Below are 17,914 nucleotides of genomic sequence, written 5' to 3'. Positions count from 1 at the left end.
GCCCGCCCGCCCGATTGTCAGCGGCGGCAAGTAGCATGTGGGAGTGGTAACCGCTCTCTATCGCCGATATCGGCCCGACACCTTCGCCGACATGATCGGCCAATCGCAGGTGACGGAGCCGCTGATGACGGCGCTGCGCACCAACCGCGTGAACCACGCCTATCTCTTCTCCGGCCCGCGCGGCTGCGGCAAGACGACGTCCGCCCGCATCCTGGCCCGCTGCCTCAACTGCGCGGAGGGTCCGACCGACACCCCGTGCGGAAAGTGCGCGAGCTGCGTCGAGCTCAGCCGCGACGGCAGCGGATCGCTCGACGTGGTCGAGATCGACGCCGCCAGCCACAACGGCGTGGACGATGCGCGCGACATCCGCGAGCGGGCGATCTTCGCTCCGGCCCGCGACCGCTACAAGATCTTCATCCTCGACGAGGCGCACATGGTGACGCCGCAGGGCTTCAACGCGCTGCTCAAGATCGTCGAGGAGCCGCCGGAGCACGTGAAGTTCATCTTCGCGACGACGGAGCCCGAGAAGGTCATCGGCACCATCCGCTCCCGCACCCACCACTACCCCTTCCGGCTCGTGCCGCCCGCGCAGATGCTCGAGTACGTCCAGAGCCTGTGCGACAGCGAGGGCATGACGGTCGCCCCCGGCGTGCTGCCGCTCGTGGTGCGCGCCGGCGGCGGTTCACCGCGTGACACGCTCTCGCTGCTCGACCAGCTGATGGCCGGCTCCGAGGGCGAGGCCATCGAGTACGAGCGCGCCGTCGCCCTGCTCGGCTACACCCACGCGGCCCTGCTCGACGAGGTCATCGACGCGATCGCCGCGCGGGATGCCGCCGGTGCGTTCGCCGCCGTCGACAGGGTGATCCAGACCGGTCAGGACCCGCGCCGGTTCGTCGAGGACCTGCTGGAGCGCCTGCGCGACCTGATCGTCGTCGCGGCGACCAGTGTCGACGGCGCCGCCGCCGTGCTCCGCGGCGTGCCGCAGGACGAGCTCGACCGCATGGGCATGCAGGCCATGAAGTTCGGCGCCGCCGAGCTGAGCCGCGCCGCCGACATCGTGAACGCCGCCCTCACCGAGATGACGGGCGCCACGTCGCCGCGACTGCACCTCGAGCTCCTCCTCGCCCGCGTGCTCGTCCCGTCGAGCGACGCCTCCGAGCGCGGCGCCCTGGCCCGCGTCGAGCGGCTGGAACGCCGCGTCGGCGTCAGCGACGGCGACGGGGGAGCGGCGGCCGCCGCCTCCCGAGCCTCGGCAGCCCCGGCTCCGACGCGGACGCCCGCTGCAGCGCCCGCGCCCGCCGCCGCGTCCGCTCCTGCGGCCGCGCCCGCGGCTCCGGAACCGGCCGCCGCGCCGACGGCGGCAGCACCGACCGCGTCCCCCGAGGCGCTCCCCGCCGAGACGGCACCCGCCGGGGCGACGGAGGTGGAGGCCGCTGCTGCGGCTCCCGCCGAGGCCGCTCCCACGGACGCCGCTCCCGCCGAGAAGGCCACCCCGCCCGCCGAGAAGCCCGCGCCGGCGGCAGCACCTCCCGCCGCTGCGGCGCCCGCGCCGGTCGCACCGGTCACCACGCAGCAGGTCAAGGACTCCTGGACGCAGATCCTGGATGCCGTCCAGCGCGCCAAGCGCAGCGCCTGGATGGTCGTGTTCACCGCCCAGGTCCGCGCGCTCGACGGGGACGTGCTCACGCTGTCGTTCCCGAGCGACAACGACGTGCAGAGCTTCCGTCAGTCGCAGGCCCCCGGCACCCCGGGTGTCAGCGAGTACCTCCGCCAGGCGATCGTCGACATCCTCGGCATCCGCGTGAAGTTCATCGCGCGCGCCGATGGCGGCCCGGGTGGAGGCCAGCGCCCCGGCGCCGGTGCCCCGACCGCTCCGGTCGCCGACACCTGGCCGGGCGACGCCAATGGCGCAGGTGCCGCCGGTCAGCCCGCTGCCGCCCCCGCTGCGGCCGCTCCGGCTCCGGCTTCGGCTCCAGCGAACGCCGCGCCGACCGCTGCCGCGCCCCGGACCGAGCAGGCCGCCGCCGCGACCCCCGAGGCGTCCGCGCCGACGGGGCCGGTCACCGACTGGGCGATCGTGAGCATCCCCGGTGCCGGTGCGGCTCCCGCCGCCGCCGCCGTGGCCACGATGGAGCGCCCCGCTGCTCCGGCCGCCGCCCCCGCGCCGACCCGCCCGTCCGCAGCCCCGGCCGCGCCGACGCCTCCCGCTCCGACCGCTCCCGCGGCCGACGAGCCTCCCTTCGACGACGTGCCGCCGGACGAGACCGAGCCGCCGTTCGAGCCGCCGACCCCGGACGAGCCGGCCGGCGACTGGGCGGTCGCCCCGGCCCCCGCCGATCGAGCCGCGAGCGCACCCGCCCGTCCCGCCTCGGCGCCCGCGCCCGCTACTCGCCCGGCCGCGCCCGCAGCCTCGGCGCCTGCCGCGTCGGCGCCTGCCGCGTCGGCGCCCGCCGCGCAGCGTTCCGCCGCCGCCAGCGGAGCCCGCACGCCCACCTTCCAGGAGCCGCAGCGCTACGGCGAGGCCGTCGTGCGCGAGCTGCTCGGAGCGACCTTCATCGAGGAGATCGACGCTCCGCCCACGATGGGGATGAGGTAACCGGTGTACGAAGGCATCGTCCAGGAGCTGATCGACGAGCTCGGCCGCCTGCCCGGCATCGGCCCCAAGTCGGCGCAGCGCATCGCGTTCCACATCCTCCAGACCGAGACGTTCGACGTCACCCGGCTGGCGGAGGTGCTGCTCGAGGTGCGCGACAAGGTCCGGTTCTGCGAGATCTGCGGCAACGTCTCCGAGCAGGAGACCTGCACCATCTGCCGCGACCCGCGCCGCTCGCCCGAACTCATCTGCGTCGTGGAGGAGGCGAAGGACGTCGTCGCCATCGAGCGCACCCGTGAGTTCCGCGGGCTGTACCACGTGCTCGGCGGCGCGATCAGCCCGATCGACGGCGTCGGACCGGACGACCTGCGCATCCGCCAGCTGATGCAGCGACTGGCGGACGGCACCGTGCAGGAGGTCATCATCGCCACCGACCCCAACCTCGAGGGCGAGGCGACCGCCACCTACCTCAGCCGCCTGCTGACGACGCTCGAGATCCGGGTCACCCGGCTCGCCTCCGGCCTCCCGGTCGGCGGCGACCTCGAGTACGCCGACGAGGTCACCCTCGGCCGCGCCTTCGAAGGCCGTCGCCAGGTCTCCTGACCGTACGGAGCACCTCCCGGCGCCGTGTCGTCATATGGGGATCGGGGCATGCACCCGGACGGTAGGATGGGAAACCCGTCAGTCCAGGAGTGTCCGTGGCCCTTATCGTGCAGAAATTCGGCGGTTCGTCCGTCTCGAACGCCGAGAGCATCAAGCGCGTCGCGAAGCGCATCGTCGAGACCCGCAAGGCCGGCAACGAGGTCGTCGTCGCCGTGTCCGCCATGGGCGACACGACGGACGAGCTGGTCGACCTGGCGCACGAGGTCACGCCGATCCCCGCGCCGCGCGAGCTGGACATGCTCCTCACCGCGGGCGAGCGCATCTCGATGGCGCTCCTCGCGATGGCGATCAAGAGCATGGGCTACGACGCCCGTTCGTTCACCGGCAGCCAGGCGGGCATGATCACCGACGCGCAGCACGGCGCGGCGCGCATCGTCGACGTCACGCCCGGCCGCATCCAGGACGCACTCTCGGAGGGCGCGATCGCGATCGTCGCCGGCTTCCAGGGCTTCAACCGCGACACCCGCGACATCACGACTCTCGGCCGCGGCGGCTCCGACACGACCGCCGTCGCCCTCGCCGCAGCACTCGGCGCCGAGGTGTGCGAGATCTACACCGACGTGGACGGCGTCTTCACCTCCGACCCCCGTCAGGTGCCCCTGGCGCGCAAGATCGACCGCATCACCAGCGAGGAGATGCTGGAGCTCGCCGCCGCGGGCGCGAAGGTCCTGCACATCCGCGCGGTCGAGTACGCCCGCCGCCACAACGTGACCCTGCACGTGCGCTCCTCGTTCTCGAACAAGGAGGGCACGTACGTCCTCAACGAAGCAGCTGCGGCCGAGGCCGCGAAGAAGGATGGAACCGTGGAAGAGCCGATCATCTCCGGAGTCGCCACCGATCTGAGCGAAGCGAAGATCACCGTCGTCGGGGTTCCCGACGTGCCGGGCAAGGCGGCGCAGATCTTCAAGATCGTCGCGAAGGCCAACGCCAACGTCGACATGATCGTGCAGAACGTGTCCGCGGCCGCCACGAGCCTCACCGACATCTCGTTCACCCTCCCGAAGTCCGAGGGTCAGCGCGTGCTCACCGCTCTCACCGCGGAGCGCGACGAGGTCGGCTACCAGTCGCTGCAGTACGACGACCAGATCGGCAAGCTCGCGCTCGTCGGCGCCGGGATGCGCACCAACACGGGCGTCTCCGCGCGGCTGTTCGAGGCGCTCTACGACGCGGGCATCAACATCGAGATGATCTCCACCAGCGAGATCCGCATCTCGGTCGTCACCCGCGCCGACACCGTGGCCGAGGCGGCCCGCGTCATCCACACGGCGTTCGGCCTCGACGGCGACGAGAAGGCCGTCGTCTACGCCGGAACCGGCCGCTAGGGGATCCCGGCCCGTCGGCCGCCGCCCGCGAGGGAATGGCGGCGGCGGACATCACGTTCGACCCTCCAAGACCACCGACCCGAAGGGGCCACCACCATGAGCGAGACCACTGGACTCAACATCGCCGTCGTCGGCGCGACCGGCCAGGTCGGCAGCGTGATGCGCCGCCTGCTGGAGGAGCGCGCCTTCCCGGCCGCGTCCGTCCGCTTCTTCGCATCCTCGCGTTCGGCGGGCACGACGCTGCCGTTCCGCGGCGAGCAGATCACGGTCGAGGATGTCGCCACCGCCGACGTCTCCGGCGTCGACATCGCGCTCTTCTCCGCCGGGGCGACCGGCTCGAAGGCCCACGCCCCGCGCTTCGCCGAGGCCGGCGCCATCGTCATCGACAACTCGAGCGGCTGGCGCATGGACCCGGACGTCCCGCTCGTCGTCTCCGAGGTGAACCCGGAGGCGATCGCCGACGCGCGCAAGGGCATCATCGCCAACCCCAACTGCACCACCATGGCCGCGATGCCGGTGCTGAAGGTCCTGCACGACGAGGCGGGACTCGAGCGCCTCACTGTGAGCACCTACCAGGCCGTCTCGGGCTCCGGGCTCGCCGGCGCCGAGGAGCTCGCGACCCAGGTCCGCACCGCCGTCGCCGACGAGAACCTCCTGCAGCTCGTGCACGACGGCTCCTCCGTCGCCCTCCCGGAGCCGGTCAAGTACGTGCGTCCGATCGCCTTCGACGTCATCCCGCTCGCGGGCTCGATCGTCGACGACGGCCTGAACGAGACCGACGAGGAGAAGAAGCTCCGCAACGAGAGCCGCAAGATCCTCGGCCTCCCCGGGCTGCTCGTCAGCGGAACGTGCGTGCGCGTCCCGGTCTTCACCGGCCACTCGCTCTCCATCAACGCGGAGTTCGCCGAGCCGATCAGTCCGGCCCGCGCGGAGGAGCTGCTCGCGTCGGCTCCCGGCGTGGTGCTCACCGACGTCCCGACCCCGCTCGAGGCCGCCGGCAAGGACCCGAGCTTCGTCGGCCGCATCCGTCAGGACGAGGGCGTGCCCGCCGGCCGCGGCCTTGCGCTGTTCATCAGCAACGACAACCTCCGCAAGGGCGCCGCGCTGAACGCCGTGCAGATCGCCGAGCTGGTCGCCGAGCGGCTCTCCACTCCCGTTCAGGCCTGAGCCCACGCCACATTCGTCACAAATGTCGGGATAGCGCTGCGCTTTCCCGACATTTGTGACGAATGTCGCTGCGTCAGGCAGAGCCTTCGGAGAGCTGACGTGCCGCGATGTCCTGGTGGGCGAGCCTGCGGAGCGCGGCGATGACGGGCTCGTAGAGCGCGGTTCCGAGCACGGCGTATCCGAGCTGTTCCTCCCGGCCCTCCTCGGGCATCCGGGCGAGGTCGAATTCGGCCATCGCGCGCACGTGCGCGCCGTAGACGTCGAGGCGATCGGCGGTCATCGGGATGCCCGCCGTCTCGACACCCGCCAGGGCGCGCTCCAGCTGGGCGACGGCGGCGAAGCGCGGGTCGTACACCTGGCCGAGCGCCGTGATGGCGGCGTGAGCGCGCGGATACTCGGGGGCCGACGGCTCCGTCTCGTCGGCGCGGACGTCGTCGGTGTAGGGCGGGAGCGCCGCGACGGCACTGCCGAGGGACTCGAAGAGGGAGGCGGTGGGGGAGTCGATCAGGCCCAGCACGGTCTTCACCCGCTGCAGCGGCAGCCCGGCGACGTCGGACAGCGCCCGGATCAGCGCCACGCGGCGGACGTGCTCCTCGCCGTATTCGGAGCGCGTCGCGGTGCGCGCCTCGCCGGGCATCAGCATCCCCTCGCGCAGGTAGAACTTGAGGGTGGCGAGCGGGACGCCCGTCCGCTCGACCAGTTCGGAGATCCGCACGCCGCCACCGTTCCTTCGTCGACTCTTGACATGGATAGTAGCACTATCTAGTCTTTGGATACTTCAACTATCCAAGGAGGCGGACCATGCTGCTCCAACCGGCCAGCGCCATCATCGCGGGCGTCGTCCTGCTCACCGTCATCGGCATCGCCTACGGCGGGACCTTCCTGCTGCGCGTCGTCACGGGCAAGCAGGGTGCGAACGCCCTGCAGAAGAGCTTCTTCCGCGCCGGCCACGCGCACGCCGGCGTCCTCGTCATCCTGGGCCTCGTCGTGCTCGTGCTGCTGGATGCGGCGGGCGTCACGGGATGGATGCACGTCGCGGCGATCGGGGTGCTGGCGACGGCCATCCTGATCCCGGCCGGCTTCTTCCTTTCGGTGCTGGGACGCGATCCGCAGCGGCCCAGCGGAGTGATCGCGCTCGTCTGGGTGGGGTTCGGGGTGCTGACCGCCAGCATGATCGTCGCGGGCATCGCCCTGATCGTCGCCGGGGCGGCCGCGGTCGGCTGAGGATCGACGCGGGAACGCGACCCGCCCCTCCACGCGGCGGTCGCCGACGGCTACCATGATCCCATGCGCGCCGAACCCCTGCCCGCCGAGGTCGCCGAGTACCTCGAAGCGCTGCCCCCGAAGCGGCGCGAGGTCTTCCAGCCCGTGTTCGACACCGTCGCCGCGGCCATGCCCGACGGCTACCGGCTCGGGGTCCAGTGGCGGATGCCCGGCTGGGTGGTCCCGCTGGAGACGTTCCCCGACACCTACAACCGGCAGCCGCTGGCCTACGTGAGTCTCGCCGCCCAGAAGCACTACACGTCGCTGTACCTGATGGCGCTCTACAGCGACTCGGCCGAGGAGCGCAGCTTCCGGAAGGAGTGGACGCGTGGCGGGAGGAGACTCGACATGGGCAAGAGCTGCGTGCGGTTCCGCACGCTCGCCGACGTCGACCTCCCGCTCGTCGCGAAGACGGTGGCCGCCTTCCCGGTCGCCCGGTTCGTCGCCATCTACGAGCGGGTGAACTGAGGCCGCCACCTGCTGATTGTCTCGACATCGAGATACTTTCCCCCGGGAAACCCGGGGATGCGCCGGGGGCACCGTAAGATCGTACGGTGAGCAACTCTCCCATCGACGTGGTCCTCATCGGCGGCGGCATCATGAGCGCGACGCTCGGAGCACTCCTGCAGCGTGTGCAGCCCGACTGGAGCATCCGCATCTACGAGAACCTGGGCGAAGTCGCCCAGGAGAGCTCGAACCCCTGGAACAACGCCGGAACCGGTCACGCCGCCCTCTGCGAGCTGAACTACATGCCCGAGGCGGCCGACGGCTCCGTCGACCCCGCGAAGGCGATCAGCATCAACGAGCAGTTCCAGCTCAGCCGCCAGTTCTGGGCGAGCCTGGTCGAGGCCGGCGACCTGCCCGCTCCCGAGACCTTCATCAACCCGACCCCGCACATGACGTTCGTGCGCGGCCGCGACAACGTGCGCTACCTGCGCCGCCGCTTCGAGGCCCTCAAGAAGCAGCCCCTGTTCTCCGACATGGAGTACTCGGAGGACCCGGCCGTCATCGGCGAGTGGACCCCGCTGCTCACCAAGAAGCGCAGCGCGAAGCAGCGCATCGCGGCGACGCGATCCACCTCCGGCACCGACGTCGACTTCGGCGCGCTGACCCGCGCCCTGGTCGACAACCTCGTCGCGAACGGCGCCGAGCTCGCCCTCAACAACCGCGTGCGGAGCATCAAGCGCACCAAGGACGGCCTGTGGCGCATCAAGGTGCGGCACGAGGTCGGCCACACCCCTCACGAGGTGCAGGCGCGCTTCGTGTTCGTCGGCGCGGGCGGCGGTGCGCTCCACCTGCTGCAGAAGGCCGGCATCCCCGAGATCAAGGGGTTCGGCGGCTTCCCGATCTCCGGTCAGTTCCTGCGCACCAGCGACCCGAAGATCGTCGCCCAGCACCAGGCGAAGGTCTACGGCAAGGCCGCCGTCGGCGCCCCGCCGATGTCGGTGCCGCACCTCGACACCCGTGTCGTCGACGGCCAGGCCTCGCTGCTGTTCGGCCCGTACGCCGGATTCAGCCCCAAGTTCCTCAAGACCGGCTCCTGGTTCGACCTGCCCGGCTCCGTCCGCGCCGGCAACCTCGGGCCGATGCTCGCGGTCGCCCGCGACAACGTCGACCTGATGAAGTACCTTGCGGGCGAGCTGCTCGCCAACCGCGCCAAGAAGCTCAAGGCGCTGCAGGAGTTCATGCCGACGGCGAAGGGCGAGGACTGGGAGCTCATCACCGCCGGCCAGCGCGTCCAGGTCATGAAGAAGGACGCGAAGAAGGGCGGCGTGCTGCAGTTCGGCACCGAGGTCGTCGCGGCCCAGGACGGCTCGATCGCCGGCCTGCTCGGCGCGTCCCCGGGCGCCTCCACGGCCGTCCCGATCATGGTCGACCTGCTGAAGCGCTGCTTCCCCGACCGCTACGACGGCTGGCTGCCGACCATCGAGAAGCTGATCCCGACGGTCGGGACCACGCTCAACGACCGGCCGGATGACGCCGCGCGCGTGCTGGCGGAGACCGCGGCGACGCTGAATCTCGTCCGGTAGTTCCCTGCGAGGGTAGACGGCGGCGCCGACGGCCTGTTAGGGTCGTCAGCGCTATGAAGTGATCACCTCCTTTCGTCCCGCGCCCGAGGCGCCGTCGACAGAGTGGGTGACCCTTCGATTCAGGTCATCGCGTTCATAGCGCTCGCGCGCCGCTCACGACGGACAACGCCCGGCGGGAATCCGGTACACCGGAGCGCTCGGAAGGCGGTTATCCATGCCTGCATCCACCACACTCACTCCGCTTCGCGCGGACGGCGTCTCGCTCAGCTACGGCGCGCGCCGCATCCTCTCCGATGTCTCCCTCACCGTCGCCCCCGGCTCGCGCCTCGGGTTGATCGGCGAGAACGGCGCCGGCAAATCCACTCTGCTGCGGCTGCTCGCCGGGGTGGAGTCGCCCGACGGCGGCACCATCCACCGTCCCGCACGGGTCGGCTTCCTGTGGCAGGAGGTCCGGTTCCGGCCGGACGACTCGCTCGAATCGCTCGTCGAAGACGCCCTCTCGGGCGTGCGGGAGATCGAACGGGAGCTGGAGGCCGCCGCCGCTGCCCTCACCGACGGCAACGACGGCGCCGCCGCTCGCTACGACCGGGCTCTCGAGGCCGCCGAGCGGGCGGAGATCTGGACGATCGAGGCTCGCCGCGACGAGCTCCTGGCCGGGCTCGGCGTCAGCGGCATCCCGCTGGCCCGGCGCCTCTCGGAGGTCTCGGGAGGCCAGCGCAGCCGGTTCGCCCTAGCGGCGCTCCTGCTCGGCAAGCCGGACGCGCTGCTGCTCGACGAGCCGACGAACCACCTCGACGACGCGGCCGCCGCGTTCCTCGAACGACGGCTGCGCGAGTGGCACGGGCCGGTGCTGTTCGCCAGTCACGACCGGGCGTTCCTCGACGCGGTGGCGACGGGCCTGCTCGACATCGATCCGGCGCGCGGCGGCCCCGTCGCGTTCGGCGGGGGCTACAGCGACTACCTCGCCGCGAAAGCGGCGGAGCGGGAGCGCTGGGAGAAGCAGTTCGCCGACGAGCAGGACGAGCTGGCTGCGCTGCGTTTCGCCGCCGACGTCACGGCGCGCTCGATCTCCTGGTCGGGCAAGGTGCGCGACAACGACAAGTTCGCCAAGTCGTTCAAGGGCGGCACGCTCGACAAGCAGATCAGCCGCCGGATCAAGAACGCGACGGGGCGCCGCGAGGAGCTCGAACGCACCCAGGTGCGCAAGCCGCCGCCGGTGCTCCGCTTCGGCGGGATCCCGTCCGGCTTCCAGCCGCTCGCCGAGGACGGCGGCCTGCTCGTGCACGCGCGCGGGCTCCGCATCCCGGGCCGGCTCGACGTCCCGTCGTTCGACGTGGCGCCGCAGTCGCGGGTGCTGGTCACCGGAGCGAACGGGGCGGGCAAGTCGACGCTCCTCGCTGCGGTGGCCGGCCGCCTCGAGCCGACGGACGGCTCGGTCGGGCGCCGGCGCGGGCTGCGCGTCGGACTGCTCGAGCAGGACGTGCGCTTCCCGGACCCGTCGGCCTCGCCCCGCGCCGTCTACGAGGCGGTGCTGGGGGAGCGACGGGCCGAGAGCATCCCGCTCGTCGGCCTCGGACTGATCGCCCCGCGCGATCTGGACCGGCCGGTCGGCGCGCTCTCCGTCGGTCAGCAGCGCCGGCTCGCGCTCGCGCTCATCCTCGCCCGGCCGCCCCACCTCTTCCTGCTCGACGAGCCCACGAACCACCTCTCGCTGGGGCTCGCGACGGAGCTGGAGGAGGCGCTGGGCGGGTATCCCGGCGCCGTCGTGGTCGCCAGCCACGACCGCTGGCTGCGTGCGCGGTGGGACGGGGAGGAGGTCGCCCTGCGCGCGGCGTGACGAGCACGGTCGTCCGAACCGGCTCCGGCCGGCCCACGGCGCGGCGGAGGTGCGCTCCTCAGAGCGTCTTCGCCGCGCCGTGGATCAGCGCACCTTGCAGGGCGACGCTCAGCGCGACGACGAACAGCAGCAGGCTCGCCACGAGACCGTAGGTGCTCGACCCCAGTGCGCTCACGACCGCTGTGATGCCGTTGCCGACGAAACCGATCGCGACGGTGAGGATCGTGAGCAGCAGGACAGGTCCCGCCGCCGCTCGGGGCGACGCGCTCCGTGCGACGTGGACGCCGAATCCACCGAGGAGGAACGCGATCAGCCCGAGGGCCACGGCGACGAGACCGGATCCCACCAGCGTGGGCTCGTACCGGGCTCCCCAGAACGCGGCGCCGCCGAGCGCGAGCAGGAGGACGCCGAAGGCGATGCACGGCGCGTCGTCACTCGACCGCCACCGTATCATCGCGCTGCACTCGTCCAGCGGAAGGCTTGACGATCATTCGAACATATGTTCGAATGAGGTCATGAGATGGAGCGGGCAGGAACTCACGGCGGAAGCACCGGCGGCGCTGCCCGGGCTCGCGCGGCTCAACAACCTCGTGCGCTCGGTGCGCACGCCCGACTTCGCGGGCATCACCTTCCACGAGGTGCTCGCGAAATCGGCGCTCAACAAGATCCCGGGCGGTGGCGGTCCGATGCCCTTCGGCTGGACGATCAACCCGTACCGGGGGTGCTCGCACGCGTGCGTCTACTGCTTCGCCCGCCCGACGCACACCTATCTGGAGCTCGACCAGGGCAAGGACTTCGACCAGGAGATCATCGTCAAGGTCAACGTGGCCGAGGTGCTGCGCAAGGAGCTGTCCCGGCCCAGCTGGGGGAGGCATCCCGTGGCGCTCGGCACCAACACCGACCCGTACCAGCGCGCCGAGGGCCGGTACTCCCTGATGCCCGGCATCATCGACGCGCTCGCCGACACGGGAACCCCCTTCAGCATCCTCACCAAGGGGTCGCTCATGCGTCGCGATCTCGACCACCTGGCGGAGGCGGCGAAGCGGGTCCCCGTCGATCTCGCGATGTCCATCGCGGTGTACGACGACGAGCTGCAGCAGTCGGTCGAGCCGGGCACGCCGACCACGAAGGCCCGGCTCGCGACCGTCACCGCGGTGCGCGAGCACGGTCTCGACTGCGCGGTGTTCCTGATGCCGATCCTGCCGTACCTCACCGACACTCGCGCGCACCTGGATGAGGCCCTGCGCCAGGCGAAGGAGGCCGGTGCGACGTCCGTGCTCTACACCGCCCTCCACCTCAAGCCGGGCGTGAAGGAGTGGTACTACCTCTGGCTCTCGAAGGAGCATCCCGAGCTGCTCCCGCGCTACCGGAGCATGTACGGTCGCGGCACCTACGCGCCCGCCGAGTACCGCAAGTGGCTGGCCGCACGGATCAAGCCGCTGATCCGGGCACACGGGCTCGAGCGGGGCGAGGAGGATCCGCTGACGGGCGGCGTGCGATCGTCGGCCCTCGGGATGCTGCGGGACACCGAGGGTGAGCGGCGCGTCGTGGGCGCGGCCAACGGTCGGGGCGCCGGCGCCGGCGGCGGCACCGCCGGCACCGGCAGCGGCTCGGTCGGCGGGGCACCCGCGTCGCACGGCGGGGCCCCGGATGCGGAGTCCCTCGTGGGGGCGTCGCTGCTGGCCGCGGGATTGCAGCCGACGCTGTTCTGAGCGCCGGGAGGGGAGGGCGCCCGGATGGGGTACAAGATTGGGGGACGTGCGGGGTACACGCGATGCCCGGCGGATGCCATAATTCCCGAGGGAGCCGGGACGATCCGACCCCTCCGGCCGGCGCCGGACCGCCCGCTCTCGCGAAAGGCATCGCGTGTCCCTCGGCCTACCCACCCACCTCTCGAGGGTGGCCAACTCGCGAGCACTCGCGACGGCGGCCCGCTGGGCGGGCCTCGTCTGCCTGGTGGCGGCGCTCGGGAACGCCCTCTTCTCGGGCTTCGGGCAGGGTGTGAGCGGAGCCTCATGGCTGACACTCGTGATGCTCCTGCCGATGGTCGCCCTGCTGGCGGTCCTCGCACTGCTCGCGCGCGGGCGCACCGTCGCCCTGACGATCGCCTACCTGGCCGTCGGGACGGTGTGCACCTACTTCTACGTGGTGGCGATCTTCCTCGGCACACCGGCCTACCGGGACACGAACCTGTTCGTCGTCGCCCTGCCGGTCGTCGCGATGACCCTGGTCGGGGGCACCGGCACCGGGGCCCTCGCCGGGATCCTCTGGGCCTCGCTCGGCTTCGCGCTCGCCGAAGCCGCGGTCCTGCTCGCCGCCGTCACGACGGACCGGGTGTTCACGACGGATGCGATCTCGCTCGGCGCGTACCTGCTCCTGGTGGGCGTCCTGGCCTTCGACGGACTCACCCGGGGCTCGCGGGGCCGCCCCCAGTCCGCCATCCACCGCGCCGTCCGCGACGTGCGCCTGGTGGAGCTGAGACGCTCGCTCATCGCCGACCTCGCCGCCGACACCCACGACACGGTGCTCAGCGAGCTGCTGGCCGTCTCGCGATCGGAACCGGGCCCGCTCCAGGAGCGCCTGCGCGAGCGCATCGCGGCGGACCTGGACGCGATCGGCCGCGGCCTCCCCTCTCTGAAGGAGTCGACCACCGCCGAGCCGATCGGCGACGACCCCTGGTACCGGAGCGACCTGCACCGTGCCATCGAGGACGCGCGCGACGAAGGGCTCGCGATCGACGTCTCGGGCGAGCGCGCCTCGATCGCGCGCCTCGACGAGACGACCCTCCGCGCCATCGGGCTGGCCGTCCGGCAGTGCCTCGTCAACGTCATCCGACACTCCGGCAGTGCCACGGCGGAGGTCGCACTCAGCATCTGCGACGACTCGCTCTCGGTGATGGTCGTCGACGGCGGTCGCGGCTTCGCGCCCGACTCCACCGCCGGCGACCGGCTCGGGCTGCGGCAATCGGTGCACGACCGCATCTCGCGCGTCGGCGGGACGGTGACCGTCTACTCCAGCGCCGACGTCGGGACGACGGTCATCATGGTCGTCCCGTGCGCTCCGGAGGTGGTGGCATGAGCGCCCCGCGCGGCATCGCCTCCGAGACCATCGTGCGCCTGCGCTCGGTGCCGGTCGAGCGGACGCCGCAGCGCCTGGATCCGCTGGGCGTGCAATCGGCCTGGCTCCTCGTCCCGCTGATCGGGGCGACCGCGATCGGCTACGCCATCACCTCGACGATCTGGCACCTCGACCAGCTCCGCTCCCCGACGCTCGCCGTGACGGCCATCGCCATCCTGGTGCTTGCCGTGGCCGTGGCCGCGGTGCGGACGCACCCCGGACTCGCACCGTTCGGGCGCTGGTCGCACGTGGCCGTGATCGGCCTGGCGATCGTCGCCGCCTGCCTCTTCGACGCATCCGTCTGGGGCCGCAACCTGCGCATCCAGGACGACTGGGGGCAGATCGCGATCGCCCTCCTGCTGATCGCGATGCCGCTCTACCGACCGGTGCTCGAGGTGCTCGCCGTCGCCCTGGCGGGTGCGGTGGTGGTCGGCGCCCTCGCCGCCCTGCAGGCCGGGACCCTCGCGATCCACACCGGACCGATCGTCTACGCCACCGTCGCCGCGACGCCGGTCCTGGCGCTCGCCGCCGGGGGAGCGGGCTACGCCTGGACCATGACCGGCGAGACCCTCCGTTGGCGGGAGGTCGCCCGCGCCGGCCAGGAACGCCTCGAGGGCGAGCTGCGGGAGACGGCGCAGCGCCAGGTCGCCCAGGAGAGCGCGGCGTCGTTCGAGGAGATCGTCCCCTTCCTCAGCGGCCTCCTCGCCCGCGGCGAGATCACCGGGGCCGACCGCGACCGGGCGACCGCGCTCGCGTCCGGGCTCCGTGCGCTGGCGGTGTCGTCGATCGAGCGCACCTGGCTCGACGAGACCGTCGAGCTCGCCTTCGCCGGTCGGGACCACGCAGACGGCGCGGCCGCCGCGAGCCGCGTCCACGACCGCGTGCACGACCCGGACCGGCTGGACCGAGTGCTCACGGATGAGCAGCGGGCCATCGTCTCCGCGCTCGTCGCGACCGTCTCGGAGCTCCCCGGCCTCGACCCCGCGAGCTTCCGGATCGACGTCGCCGACCCCGAGCACCCCTCCTTCCTGCTCACCGCGCGCGTCGCGCAGCAGCGGCGCGAGATCCGGCGCGAGCTCGTCCCCTATCTCAGCGCCCTCCGCTCCGTCTCGATGGAGACGGGCCTGCGCGTGCGCGCGGGCGAGCTGGCGCTCCGATTCGCCTATCCTGGAAGCCGCAGATCATGAGCACCACCCCCGCATCCCCCGTCCCCGCGCCAGCACGGCTGGCGATCCTCGACGACCACGAGATCCTCCTCGACAGCCTCGCCACCTGGATCGAGAAGAACGCCCCCGAGTTCGACCTCGTCCTGCGGGCGGGCAGCTGGATCGAGCTCGTGCACAGCGACGCGTTCCCCACGGACCTCGTGATCATGGACCTCCAGCTGCGCGAGTCCGTCTCGATCGGCGCGCGCGTGCGCACCTGCCGGGCGGCGGGTGCCAAGGTCATCGTCCTGAGCGCGGTCGACACACAGGAGGACCGCGACGCGGCCCTCGCGGCCGGCGCCCTCGCCTACGTGACGAAGTCCCAGCCGATGAGCGAGTTGCTCGCCGCCGCCCTGGCCGCCATCGGCCGCGGCGGAGACCGGGGGACCCCGGCGCCCGAGCTGGTCTGGCGCCCGCGCCCGATCATCCCGGAGGCCGCCCGTCCCCGCCTGAGCGACGGCGAACGGCAGGCCCTGGTGCTCTACGCCGACGGCCGCACGACCTCCGAGGTCGCGAAGGCGATGAACGTGCAGTACGAGACGGCCAAGACCTACCTGCGCCGCGTCCGCGAGAAGTACGGCAAGGCCGGGCGCCCGACGAGCTCGCGCGCCGACCTCATCCGCCGCGCCGCCGAAGACGGGTACCTCACCTGACACTCGTCGGCGCCGTCTAGGATCGATCCGTGGCAAAACTGTATTTCCGCTACGGCGCGATGAACAGCGGCAAGAGCACGGCGATGCTTCAGGCGGCCTACAACTACGAAGAGCGTGGTCACCGTGTGCTGCTCGCGAAGCCGGCGATCGACACGAAGGGCGACATGGGCATCCTGTCGCGCCTCGGGGTCACCCGCGACGTCGACTTCCTGATCGCGCCCGAGACCGACGCGTACGGCAAGTTCCAGCAGCTTCGCGAGCGCACGATCAAGCGCTACGACACGGATGTGAGCGCGCTCCTCGTCGACGAGGCGCAGTTCCTGACCGAGACCCAGGTCGACGACCTGCTGCGGATCGCCCTGCTCGAGGGCATCCCGGTGCTCGCGTACGGCATCCGGACCGACTTCCAGACGGTCGCGTTCCCCGGCAGCAGACGCCTGCTCGAGGTCGCGCACAGCCTCGAGGAGCTGAAGACGATCTGCCGGTGCGGGCGCAAGGCGATCTTCAACGCGCGCACCGTCGACGGCGTCTTCGTCTTCGACGGCGCGCAGGTCGCGATCGACGGCGTGGACGTCGGCTACGAGTCCCTCTGCGGCAACTGCTACCTGCAGGAGAGCCGGGGCGTGCTCAACAACGGTCGGCGCCACTGGCCGGTGGGCACGTCGGCGACCGTGTACGACAGCGAACCCGACCCCGATTTCACCTGAGCGACCGCACGCGCGGCGAGAAGAGGCGACATGCGTATTTCCGTGATCGGCTGCGGCTACCTGGGCGCGGTCCACGCCGCATCGATGGCCGACCTCGGGCACGAGGTCGTCGGCATCGACGTCGATGAGGCGAAGATCGCCGAGCTGTCGGCGGGGAGGGCCCCCTTCTTCGAGCCGGGGCTGCCCGAGGTGCTGACGTCGGCGACGGCGAGCGGCCGGCTGCGCTTCACCACCGACCTGGCCGCCGCGGAGGACGCGGACGTGCACTTCGTCGCCGTCGGGACGCCGCAGAGCGCGGACGGCGACGCCGCCGACCTCCGCTTCGTCGACGCGGCCTTCACGGCGCTGCTCGACCATGTGAAGCCCGGCGACGTGCTGGTCGGCAAGTCCACCGTTCCCGTCGGGACGGCGACGCGGCTGGCGGCCCTCGTCTCCGAACGCGCCCCCGAGGTCACGCTCACCTGGAACCCCGAGTTCCTGCGCGAGGGCTTCGCCGTCCAGGACACCGTGAGCCCCGACCGCCTGGTCTACGGCGTGCCGTCCGGTCCGGCGGGGGAGCGCGCGGCCGGCATCCTCGACGAGGTGTACGCGAAGGCCGTCGCGGCCGGAACGCCGGTCATCGTGACGGACTACGCGACCGCCGAGCTCGTCAAGGTGGCGGCCAACGCGTTCCTCGCGACGAAGATCTCGTTCATCAACGCGATGGCGGAGATCGCGGAGGTCACTGGCGCCGACGTCACCCAGCTCGCGGACGCCATCGGGCACGACGCGCGCATCGGCCGCCGCTTCCTCAACGCCGGCGTCGGCTTCGGCGGCGGGTGCCTGCCCAAGGACATCCGCGCCTTCACCGCGCGCGCCCGCGAGCTGGGCCGCGGCGAGGCCGTGGAGTTCCTCGCCGAGGTCGACAAGATCAACCTGCGCCGTCGCGACCGGGTGGTGGAGCTGGTGCGCGAGGAGGCGGGCGAGCTCGCCGGCCTGCGGGTCGCCGTGCTCGGGCTCGCGTTCAAGCCGCACTCCGACGACATCCGCGACTCGCCGGCCCTCGACGTCGCGGTGCGACTGGCCGATGCGGGGGCGATCGTGACCGCGACCGACCCCGAGGCGATCCCCAACTCGCGTCGGCGCGCGCCCCAGCTCGGCTACGCGGAGACCGCCGAGGAGGCGGCCGCCGGGGCCGACATCGTGGTGCTCATCACGGAGTGGCCGGAGTTCCGGGGTCTCGACCCGGTCGCTCTCGGCGAGATCGTCGGCGAGAAGCGCGTGATCGACGGGCGCAATGTGCTCGACCCGGCCTCCTGGCGTGCGGCGGGCTGGTCGTACCGCGGCCTCGGCCGCTAGCGCCGGAGGGCGTCGACCG

16 protein-coding genes are annotated in these 17,914 nt (G+C 71.9%); 14 read left to right on the top strand and 2 right to left on the bottom strand.

All coding sequences use genetic code 11. From position 1 onward, the window contains the following. Positions 1-43 precede the first annotated feature (43 nt). The 4 genes from BGO91_RS14670 to BGO91_RS14655 all read left to right on the top strand — a co-directional run bounded on the left by BGO91_RS14670 (position 44) and on the right by BGO91_RS14655 (position 5,745). The gene (locus tag BGO91_RS14670) at positions 44-2,596 is read left to right on the top strand and encodes a DNA polymerase III subunit gamma and tau (protein WP_290473477.1); all 2,553 of its coding nucleotides are present in this window, start codon (positions 44-46) and stop codon (positions 2,594-2,596) included. Positions 2,597-2,599: 3 nt separating this feature from the next. After that, positions 2,600-3,196 carry a recombination mediator RecR gene (gene recR / locus BGO91_RS14665; protein WP_290473476.1) on the top strand — a complete coding sequence of 199 codons (597 nt, stop codon included), beginning with the start codon at positions 2,600-2,602 and terminating at the stop codon, positions 3,194-3,196. Between the two features lie 95 nt (positions 3,197-3,291). Next, a complete protein-coding gene (locus BGO91_RS14660) occupies positions 3,292-4,578 on the top strand; it encodes an aspartate kinase (protein ID WP_290473475.1) in 1,287 nt (428 codons plus the stop codon). A gap of 96 nt (positions 4,579-4,674) precedes the next feature. Beyond that, positions 4,675-5,745 carry an aspartate-semialdehyde dehydrogenase gene (locus BGO91_RS14655; RefSeq protein ID WP_290473474.1) on the top strand — a complete coding sequence of 357 codons (1,071 nt, stop codon included), beginning with the start codon at positions 4,675-4,677 and terminating at the stop codon, positions 5,743-5,745. A gap of 73 nt (positions 5,746-5,818) precedes the next feature. On the opposite strand, the gene BGO91_RS14650 is transcribed toward BGO91_RS14655, so the two are convergent. Beyond that, entirely contained in the window at positions 5,819-6,460 is a 642-nt protein-coding gene (locus BGO91_RS14650; RefSeq protein ID WP_290473473.1) for a MerR family transcriptional regulator, read from the bottom strand. Between the two features lie 86 nt (positions 6,461-6,546). On the opposite strand from BGO91_RS14650, the gene BGO91_RS14645 reads away from it, so the two are divergent. The 4 genes from BGO91_RS14645 to BGO91_RS14630 all read left to right on the top strand — a co-directional run bounded on the left by BGO91_RS14645 (position 6,547) and on the right by BGO91_RS14630 (position 10,875). After that, positions 6,547-6,969 (top strand): hypothetical protein, encoded by a 423-nt coding sequence (locus tag BGO91_RS14645; protein ID WP_290473472.1) that lies wholly within the window; start codon positions 6,547-6,549, stop codon positions 6,967-6,969. A 63-nt stretch (positions 6,970-7,032) separates the two neighbouring features. Continuing rightward, the gene (locus BGO91_RS14640; RefSeq protein ID WP_290473471.1) at positions 7,033-7,476 is read left to right on the top strand and encodes a DUF1801 domain-containing protein; all 444 of its coding nucleotides are present in this window, start codon (positions 7,033-7,035) and stop codon (positions 7,474-7,476) included. Between the two features lie 86 nt (positions 7,477-7,562). Beyond that, a complete protein-coding gene (locus tag BGO91_RS14635; RefSeq protein WP_290473470.1) occupies positions 7,563-9,038 on the top strand; it encodes a malate:quinone oxidoreductase in 1,476 nt (491 codons plus the stop codon). A gap of 214 nt (positions 9,039-9,252) precedes the next feature. Beyond that, complete coding sequence (locus BGO91_RS14630) at positions 9,253-10,875, top strand: ABC-F family ATP-binding cassette domain-containing protein (RefSeq protein WP_290473469.1); 1,623 nt, start codon at positions 9,253-9,255, stop codon at positions 10,873-10,875. 58 nt (positions 10,876-10,933) lie between these two features. Here BGO91_RS14630 and BGO91_RS14625 read toward each other — a convergent pair whose 3' ends face one another. After that, positions 10,934-11,329, bottom strand: coding sequence for a hypothetical protein (locus BGO91_RS14625; protein ID WP_290473468.1), 396 nt, complete (start codon positions 11,327-11,329; stop codon positions 10,934-10,936). A gap of 61 nt (positions 11,330-11,390) precedes the next feature. Between BGO91_RS14625 and BGO91_RS14620 the strand changes: the two genes are divergently transcribed. The 6 genes from BGO91_RS14620 to BGO91_RS14595 all read left to right on the top strand — a co-directional run bounded on the left by BGO91_RS14620 (position 11,391) and on the right by BGO91_RS14595 (position 17,895). After that, positions 11,391-12,587, top strand: coding sequence for an Rv2578c family radical SAM protein (locus BGO91_RS14620; RefSeq protein ID WP_290473467.1), 1,197 nt, complete (start codon positions 11,391-11,393; stop codon positions 12,585-12,587). A 187-nt stretch (positions 12,588-12,774) separates the two neighbouring features. Beyond that, complete coding sequence (locus BGO91_RS14615) at positions 12,775-13,953, top strand: ATP-binding protein (RefSeq protein ID WP_290473466.1); 1,179 nt, start codon at positions 12,775-12,777, stop codon at positions 13,951-13,953. Beyond that, entirely contained in the window at positions 13,950-15,179 is a 1,230-nt protein-coding gene (locus BGO91_RS14610; RefSeq protein ID WP_290473465.1) for a hypothetical protein, read from the top strand. The genes BGO91_RS14615 and BGO91_RS14610 overlap by 4 nt, the downstream gene beginning before the upstream one ends. Further along, entirely contained in the window at positions 15,176-15,850 is a 675-nt protein-coding gene (locus BGO91_RS14605) for a response regulator (RefSeq protein ID WP_290473464.1), read from the top strand. The genes BGO91_RS14610 and BGO91_RS14605 overlap by 4 nt, the downstream gene beginning before the upstream one ends. Positions 15,851-15,879: 29 nt before the next feature. Further along, positions 15,880-16,557 carry a thymidine kinase gene (locus BGO91_RS14600; RefSeq protein WP_290473463.1) on the top strand — a complete coding sequence of 226 codons (678 nt, stop codon included), beginning with the start codon at positions 15,880-15,882 and terminating at the stop codon, positions 16,555-16,557. Positions 16,558-16,587: 30 nt separating this feature from the next. Further along, positions 16,588-17,895: a UDP-glucose/GDP-mannose dehydrogenase family protein gene (locus tag BGO91_RS14595; RefSeq protein WP_290473462.1), complete on the top strand. Its 1,308-nt coding sequence runs from the start codon at positions 16,588-16,590 to the stop codon at positions 17,893-17,895. The last annotated feature ends 19 nt before the right edge of the window (positions 17,896-17,914 follow it).

The organism is Leifsonia sp. 71-9 (genome assembly GCF_001898805.1).
In the GTDB taxonomy this organism is placed as follows: domain Bacteria; phylum Actinomycetota; class Actinomycetes; order Actinomycetales; family Microbacteriaceae; genus Leifsonia.
The sequence above is the reverse complement of the archived record's forward strand: the minus strand, read 5'-3'. Positions and strand labels throughout refer to the sequence as shown.